Raw genomic sequence first — 6,865 nt, 5'->3', positions numbered from 1 at the left:
GCCCGGTTACATTCCGAACCCGGAAGCTAAGCCTTTCAGCGCCGATGGTACTGCAGGGGGGACCCTGTGGGAGAGTAGGACGCCGCCGAACAATCATTGTGGGAAAGCCCCGCACCTTATGGTGCGGGGCTTTTCTGCGTTTAGGGCCCAATGAGCATGACCAAACGTCGCGGAGAGGGGCTCCCGCTGGAGCCCCCCGCGCTGCGATCAGAGACGGCCGGCGGCCTTCAGCGCTAGATACGCGTCCGCCAGAGCCGGCGCCAGCTCGTCCGGGACCGCGTCGACCACCGTGACGCCATGGCGACGGAGCTGATCCGCCGTACGACTGCGCTGAGCCTGGGCCTGCGTAGCCGCAGCCGCCTCGTAGACACCGTCGACCGAACCGCGGCCTCCGGCCATGCGGGCTGTATGCGGGTCGGCCACAGAGGCCACCAGCACCGTGTGGCGTTGGGTCAGCTGCGGGAGGACAGGAAGCAGACCCTCCTCGATCGGAGCCGCGTCCAGACCGGTCAGAAGCACCAGAAGAGAACGCCGAGGCGCACGAGCCAGGGCCGTGGCCGCGAGCGCTCGCGCGTCCGTCTCCACGAGCTGCGGCTCCAGCGGGGCCAGGGCATTGACCATGGCGGGCAGGACGTCCCCCGCCGAGCGGCCCTGGACCTGAGCGCGCAGGCCGCGGTCGAACGCGAGAAGATCGACACGGTCGCCGGCGCGGGACGCCAGCGCGGTGAGGAGAAGAGTCGCGTCCATCGCGGCGTCCAGGCGCGGGACATCGCCCACGCGCCCCGCCGACGTACGGCCCGTGTCCAGAACGATCAGGATGTGACGGTCCCGCTCCGGACGCCAGGTACGCACGGCGACCGTGGTCTGGCGGGCCGTGGCACGCCAGTCGATCGACCGGGTGTCATCACCGGGGACGTACTCGCGGAGGCTGTCGAACTCGGTGCCCTCGCCTCGCGTCAGGACGCTCGTGCGGCCGTCGAGTTCACGGAGCCGGGCCAGCCGAGACGGCAGGTGCTTCCGGCTCGTGAACGGCGGCAGGACGCGCACCGCCCACGGCACATGGTGGTTCCCCTGCCGGGCCGCCAGGCCCAACGGGCCGAAGGAACGGACCGTGACCCGCTCCGCGTGACGGTCACCGCGGCGCGTCGGGCGCAGCCGCGTGGAGACCCGGCGGCGCTCACCAGGCGGAACGGACAGCCTCGTACGGGACGCGGCCTGCTCGGTCCCCGGAAGCCAGGAACTGGGCGGCCAGGCGTCACGGAGCTGGGCCCGAAGCCGGCGGCGGGACGCGTTGGTGACCGTGAGGTGCACCTCCGCCTCGTCACCCAGTCGAACTGACGTATCACCGCTTCGGGTGAATCGCAGGCTTCGCACTGGCGCTGCCATCGCGTAGTCGCACAGAATTGCGAGGGAGAGGGGCGCGTTCACGGCGAGCATCCCCGTCCAGCTGGGGGCGAGGATGCCGACGGGCAGCGATCCGAGGGCGGCGAGCAGCGCGGTTCGTCCGGTGAGGGCCATGGGGCGCCGTTCTCAGCGGGGTACGGGGACGTAGGCGAGGATCGAGTTGATGACGGAGTCGGCGGTGACGCCCTCCATCTCGGCCTCGGGCCGCAGTTGGACGCGATGGCGCAGGGTGGGGAGAGCGAGGGCCTTCACATCGTCCGGGGTGACATAGTCCCGGCCGGTGAGCCAGGCCCAGGCGCGGGCGGTGGAGAGCAGGGCGGTGGCGCCTCGGGGAGAGGCGCCGAGAGTGAGCGAGGGGGATTCACGCGTGGCACGACAGATATCGACGACGTAACCGGCGATCTCGGGGGAGACGGCGGTCTTGGCGACGGCGGCGCGGGCGGCCTCGAGTTCGGCGGGGCCGGCGACCGGACGGACTCCGGCGGCCCGGAGGTCACGGGGGTTGAAGCCGTCGGCGTGCCGGGTCAGGACGCTGATCTCGTCCGCCCGCGACGGCAGCGGGACCGTCAGCTTCAGCAGGAAGCGGTCGAGCTGGGCCTCGGGGAGGGGGTATGTGCCCTCGTACTCCACCGGGTTCTGGGTCGCCGCGACCAGGAACGGGTCGGGCAGCGGGCGGGGAGTGCCGTCGACGGTGACCTGGCGCTCCTCCATGGCCTCCAGGAGGGAGGACTGGGTCTTGGGGGGCGTGCGGTTGATCTCGTCGGCGAGCAGCAGGTTGGTGAAGACGGGGCCCGGCTGGAAGGAGAACTCGGCGGTCCGGGCGTCGTAGACCAGTGAGCCGGTGACGTCGCTCGGCATCAGGTCGGGGGTGAACTGGACACGCTTGGTGTCGAGTTCGAGGGCGGCGGCGAGCGCGCGGACCAGCAGCGTCTTGGCGACGCCGGGGACCCCTTCGAGCAGGACGTGGCCCCGGCAGAGCAGGGCGACGACCAGGCCGGTGACGGCGGGGTCCTGGCCGACCACGGCCTTCGCGATCTCGGTGCGCAGGGCCTCCAGGGAGGCGCGGGCGCTGTCCGAGTTCGTAGGGGTCGCGGGGGTCGGGGCGCTCATGAGGTGCGTACCTCTCTTTCGAGGGCGTCGAGGTGGTCCGCCAGGCGGATGAGGGCGGAGTCGTCGGCGGGAGCCGGGCCGAAGAGAAGGTCCTTGGGGTCCGCGGTGGTCCCGGGGAGACGGGCGGAGAGCGCGGGGAGCAGGGATTCGGGGGAGTGGGCGTGCTGGGGAGGGACGCCGAGGAGGGGGGCGATCCGGGTGCGGGTCGCGGTGCGCAGGACGGAGGCCGCGCGGTCGCGGGCGTTCGCCTTGCGGTAGAGGCGGGCGCGGCCCTCGGTGGCCTCGGAGGCGCGGATGGCGACCGGGAGGCGTTCGGTCACCAGCGGGCCGAGGCGCCGGCCGCGCCAGAGGGCGGCGAGGAGGGCGGCGAGGGCGAGTTGCAGGGTGCCCCACAGCCAGCCCTCGGGGACCAGAGAGAGGAAGCCTTCGGCGGCGTTGTCGTCGGACGGGCCGTCGGGGTCGCCCTCGGTGGCGGAGGCATCGGTGAGGGAAGGGAGGTACCAGACGAGATGAGGCCGGGAACCGAGGAGTTGCAGGGCGAGCGAGGCGTTGCCCTGCTGGTCGAGACGGTCGTTGTAGAGGATGTCGGGCGACCCGAGCAGGACGGTGTCGCCGGCCCCGGAGTTCTTGACGGAGACCAGGGTCGGCAGGCCGTCGGCGGGGTAGCAGGTCTCGGCGTGGTCGCCGGTGACGTACCGCTCGCCGCCGAGGTCGACGCCGCCGGCGCGGACGGCGGCCGGCAGGGAGCACTCCGGTTCGCGGGTGGCGACCGGGGTGCTGGGGGCCGAGGTGACGCCCGGGGCCAGAGCGGGCAGGGAGGACGGGCCCGCGCCGAGGAGGACGGTGCGGCCGCCGGACGTGCTCATGGCGGCGTGGAGGGTGGACTGCTGGCGATCGGTCAGCAGGTCCGGGGTGGTGACCAGGAGGGTGGTGTCCGGGTCGGCCGCCGTGGTGGCCTCGTCGAGTGTGGTGGCCACGCGCAGGGTGACGCCCTGGGCCTTGAGGATCTCGGCGACGGCCCGGCTGCCGTTCGGGTCGGCGGACCGGGGATCGAGGTGGCCGTGGTGGTCGGCGGAGCGCATCGTCGCGAGGATGATGCCGCCGATCAGGACGAGGCCCAGGACGAGGAGGACTCCGCGGGTCCGGGTCCAGAGCTGGCGGGGGGCGAGCGAGGACGATGTGGGGCTGGTGGACGGTCGGTTCACGCCGGCGCCCCCGTGGGGGCGGAGTCGAGGGCGGGGCGGGCCCGTTCCAGGGACGTGTCCAGCTCCTCGACACGGCGGTACGCGTTCTCGTCGGCCGTGCGGCCGCCGTACGTGATGTCGTCGAAGGTGCGGGCGGCCGCGCGGAGTCGGTCCGCGTGGGCGGGCAGGGAGCGGCCTGCCTCGGCGGCGGCTTCGTCGGCGGTGCGGCCGGGGCGGGGGTCGAGCACGGTGCGCTCCTCCAGCGAGCGGACGACGGCCCGCATCCGCTCCTGGACCGCCTGGTTCCAGCGGCCGGCGGAGGCGTGCCGGGCGGCGGCCGCGCGGTGCTCCCGGGCCGTGCGGGGTCCCTCCGCGAAGAGGGCGTCGCCGGTGGTGGGGGTGCGCTGCGGGGTGCCGAGCCGCCACCACAGGGCGCCGATCACGGCGAGGACGACGAGGGCGATCGCCAGGAGGCCCAACAGGCCTCCGGGTGTGGCGCCCGAGGCCGCGTCGAAGAGACCGTCGACCCACTCCCAGACACGATCGAGGGCGCGCTGGAGGAGGTTGGGATCGTTCTCGTGGTACATCGGCTTGGAGAGTTCCCGCTCCGCCGCCTCACGGGCGGGGACGCGCGGGATCTCCACCGGTACGTCGTCGCGGATCGGCGGTCGCGCCGTGATCGTGCCCCCCGTGGCCTTCACTCCGTCAGCCTCCGGAGGCGCTGTCGCCCGGGGCGGTGCCGTAGCCGGGAAGGCCTGCGGCGCGGGCGAGTTCGAGGTCGAGGGCCTCGCGGCGGATGCGCTGGTCGACGTAGAGGAGGGCGGTGACGCCCGCGGAGATGGGGTAGGTGATGGCGCTGGTGATCACTCCGGCGATGCCCATGACGATGAGGTAGGCCCAGCCGAACTGGGGGGCCGAGTCGGAGACCATGTCGGACATGCTGGTGCCGTCGGCGATGATCGCGATCACGGCGAACGGGACCATGATGATCATCGAGACGATGAAGACCAGCAGCTGGGTCAGCAGGGTGATGCCGAAGATCCGCCACCAGGCGCCCTGCACGAGCTTGGCCGAGCGCTTCATCGAGGGGATGATGCCCTGCCGTTCCAGCATCAGGGCGGGGGAGGAGAGGCTGAAGCGGACCATCAGCCAGATCGTGACGACGAACGCCGCGAGACCGCCGATCACGGCCAGTCCGACGCCGGCGGTCTCGCCGACGAGGAGGCCGGGCAGCAGACCGACGGCCATGATGGCGACGCTCATCAACGGCAGGAGCAGCGTCAGGCCGAGCATCGGCAGGAGCCGGGGCCGGGCCTCCTGCCAGGCGGTGCTCACCGTGACCGGGCGGCCCAGGACCGCGCGGCTGATCACGACGGTGAGGAGGGCGGCGCTGAACAGGGTGGCCGCCAAGGCGATGAGCAGTGCCGGTCCCAGGGCGATCAGGCTGGCCTGGAAGGAGTCCAGGGCCTGGTCGAGCTGCTCGGCGGGGCTCGCGTCCGGGTTGATGTCGGCGGGGGCCGGGACGAGATAGCGCTGGGCGAGGATGTCGGCGGCCTGGGAGATGACCGCGACCGTGACGGTGATCGTCAGGACCGTGCGCCAGTAGCGGCGCAGGGTGGAGACGGCGCCGTCGAGGATCTCGCCCATGCCCAGGGGGCGCAGCGGGATGATGCCGGGCTTGGCCGCCGGGGGCTTGCCCCAGCTTCCGGGCTGGACGCCGCCGCCCCAGCCGGGGCCGGGTGCGGGCGTCGGGACCTGACCGGGCGCCGGGGCGGTCGGCGGGGACCACTGGCCGGCGGGCGGCTGCTCCTTGGACCACTGGGGGGCGGAGCCGTTCGCGTCGCCGGGCTCGGAGGGCCGGGGCGTGCCGGGACCGTCCTGGCCGTCGGAGGGAGCAGATCCGGGCGAGGCCCAGCCCGGAGTGTCGTTCACGGTCGTCCACCTCGAGGAATGGTCGCGGGGCCGGTTCGGCAAGCCCTGGCTCGGTCACGGCGGCCGCCCGCCTGTTCGGGCGGGGGCCGGGTGCCATCGTGCCACGCGGGGCCCTGCTGTGGGCCGGGGCCAGGGCCTCCGTCCCGCCTTCCTGCACGGGGGCGAGGGGGCAGATGGGGCGGATGCCTGTCCAGTGCGCACAAACCCGTTGTCGCGGCGGGCGCCCCGGAGCGGCGGCGGGCCGGACGGAGGGGGCGGGGAGCGGGCGTGGCCGCTTCCCTGGTGAGACCGGCGGGCGGGGCCGATCATGTGGAGAGAGGGACACGGAGAAGCGGTCTCCCGTCCTCTTGGGTCGGCGCGCACCCCATGGGCCGGGGACAGCCGCGCAGGGTACGGTTCAACGCGACCACGGGGGTCACGGGGGTGACATCCATGTCTGACGTCAGCACCCACAGGCACCGGCAGCTCACGGCGCGCAATCACAGACGTCACCGCAGGTCAGTGAGGTATCTCACCAGCCGCCTCGGGACTGATACGGAAATGGGATGATGTCGATATGAAGGGACGCGTTCTTGTCGTCGACGACGACACCGCACTGGCCGAGATGCTCGGCATCGTGCTGCGGGGTGAAGGGTTCGAGCCGTCGTTCGTCGCCGACGGTGACAAGGCGCTGGCCGCCTTCCGTGAGGCCAAGCCGGACCTGGTGCTGCTGGATCTGATGCTGCCCGGAAGGGACGGCATCGAGGTGTGCCGGCTCATCCGCGCCGAGTCCGGGGTGCCCATCGTCATGCTCACCGCCAAGAGCGACACCGTCGACGTGGTGGTGGGTCTCGAGTCCGGGGCCGACGACTACATCGTCAAGCCGTTCAAGCCCAAGGAGCTGGTCGCCCGGATCCGCGCGCGGCTGCGGCGCTCCGAGGAGCCCGCGCCGGAGCAGCTCGCCATCGGCGATCTGGTCATCGACGTCGCCGGTCACTCGGTCAAGCGGGACGGGCAGTCCATCGCCCTGACACCGCTCGAGTTCGACCTGCTCGTGGCGCTGGCCCGTAAGCCGTGGCAGGTGTTCACCCGTGAGGTCCTCCTGGAACAGGTGTGGGGCTACCGGCACGCGGCCGACACCCGGCTCGTCAACGTCCACGTGCAGCGGCTGCGCTCGAAGGTCGAGAAGGACCCGGAGCGCCCGGAGATCGTGGTGACCGTACGGGGCGTCGGCTACAAGGCGGGGCCGAGCTGAC

The 6,865-nt window shown here is 72.6% G+C and carries 6 protein-coding genes and 1 rRNA gene; 2 read left to right on the top strand and 5 right to left on the bottom strand.

The annotated features are described in order from the left end of the window. A 5S ribosomal RNA gene (gene rrf, locus ACFZBD_RS31930) occupies positions 1-91 on the top strand; the annotation flags it as partial. Between the two features lie 116 nt (positions 92-207). Here rrf and ACFZBD_RS31925 read toward each other — a convergent pair. The 5 genes from ACFZBD_RS31925 to ACFZBD_RS31905 are packed head-to-tail and all read right to left on the bottom strand — an operon-like array spanning position 208 to position 5,630. Continuing rightward, entirely contained in the window at positions 208-1,518 is a 1,311-nt protein-coding gene (locus tag ACFZBD_RS31925) for a DUF58 domain-containing protein (protein WP_391146496.1), read from the bottom strand. 12 nt (positions 1,519-1,530) lie between these two features. Continuing rightward, positions 1,531-2,514 carry an AAA family ATPase gene (locus tag ACFZBD_RS31920; protein ID WP_391146494.1) on the bottom strand — a complete coding sequence of 328 codons (984 nt, stop codon included), beginning with the start codon at positions 2,512-2,514 and terminating at the stop codon, positions 1,531-1,533. Next, entirely contained in the window at positions 2,511-3,719 is a 1,209-nt protein-coding gene (locus tag ACFZBD_RS31915) for a DUF4350 domain-containing protein (protein WP_391146492.1), read from the bottom strand. The genes ACFZBD_RS31920 and ACFZBD_RS31915 overlap by 4 nt, the downstream gene beginning before the upstream one ends. Continuing rightward, the gene (locus tag ACFZBD_RS31910; RefSeq protein ID WP_391146488.1) at positions 3,716-4,399 is read right to left on the bottom strand and encodes a DUF4129 domain-containing protein; all 684 of its coding nucleotides are present in this window, start codon (positions 4,397-4,399) and stop codon (positions 3,716-3,718) included. Before ACFZBD_RS31910 ends, ACFZBD_RS31915 begins: the two co-directional genes overlap by 4 nt. 4 nt (positions 4,400-4,403) lie before the next feature. After that, positions 4,404-5,630, bottom strand: coding sequence for a hypothetical protein (locus tag ACFZBD_RS31905; protein WP_391146485.1), 1,227 nt, complete (start codon positions 5,628-5,630; stop codon positions 4,404-4,406). Between the two features lie 556 nt (positions 5,631-6,186). Between ACFZBD_RS31905 and mtrA the strand changes: the two genes are divergently transcribed. Then, entirely contained in the window at positions 6,187-6,864 is a 678-nt protein-coding gene (gene mtrA, locus ACFZBD_RS31900) for a two-component system response regulator MtrA (protein WP_009333493.1), read from the top strand. Position 6,865 lies beyond the last annotated feature (1 nt).

It is taken from the genome of Streptomyces sp. NPDC008121 (assembly GCF_042957155.1).
Taxonomy (GTDB): Bacteria; Actinomycetota; Actinomycetes; order Streptomycetales; family Streptomycetaceae; genus Streptomyces.
The sequence above is the reverse complement of the archived record's forward strand: the minus strand, read 5'-3'. Positions and strand labels throughout refer to the sequence as shown.

Coding starts and splice junctions, on each gene's coding strand:
- ACFZBD_RS31925 (WP_391146496.1), bottom strand. CDS start 1,518: ATGGCCCTCACCGGACGAACCGCGCTGCTCGCCGCCCTCGGATCGCTG.
- ACFZBD_RS31920 (WP_391146494.1), bottom strand. CDS start 2,514: ATGAGCGCCCCGACCCCCGCGACCCCTACGAACTCGGACAGCGCCCGC.
- mtrA (WP_009333493.1), top strand. CDS start 6,187: ATGAAGGGACGCGTTCTTGTCGTCGACGACGACACCGCACTGGCCGAG.